The sequence below is a fragment of the Campylobacter sp. 2018MI34 genome (genome assembly GCF_016598975.1).
Classification (GTDB): Bacteria; Campylobacterota; Campylobacteria; order Campylobacterales; family Campylobacteraceae; genus Campylobacter_D.
The window spans coordinates 1-392 of record NZ_JAENKS010000247.1 but is presented as its reverse complement, the minus strand read 5'-3'; the positions used below and the strand labels follow the sequence as shown (position 1 = coordinate 392).

The window sequence follows — 392 nt, the reverse complement described above, 5'->3', positions numbered from 1 at the left end:
TCCTCGGCCGTCGGAACCCGTCCGTCAGGGGTCAACTTGTCGACCACTTGCGGGAGGCGCTCGCTCAGGCCTTTCAGAAGCTCGTCGCGCGACAGGCCGGACCGCTGGGTAAGGTAGGCGACCTGCTCATCGGTCAGAACCCTGGACAGGTCGGTCGAGGAAACCGCCTTGTTGGGGCCATCCGCGATCCACGAATCCATCGCGTCGCCTTTATCGGTGCCCCGGAACTGACGCACCAGATCCATCATGCCGCCGGTCAGCAAGGCGCCAATCACGCCTTTGGCGGTCGGACCACCCGTCGGCGAGGGCGCGAAGAATTCTTCCAACTGGTCCGCGTAATTCGTGCTGACCCCTGCGGCTGTCCCCTGGCCTGCGGGATTATTCAACTTGCT

General features: G+C 63.8%; 1 protein-coding gene. It reads right to left on the bottom strand.

Going from position 1 to position 392, the window contains the following annotated elements; translation table 11 throughout:
* Window positions 1–392 (bottom strand): YidB family protein (locus JG676_RS08665; RefSeq protein ID WP_200217990.1); only part of this gene is annotated, 392 nt, incomplete at both ends.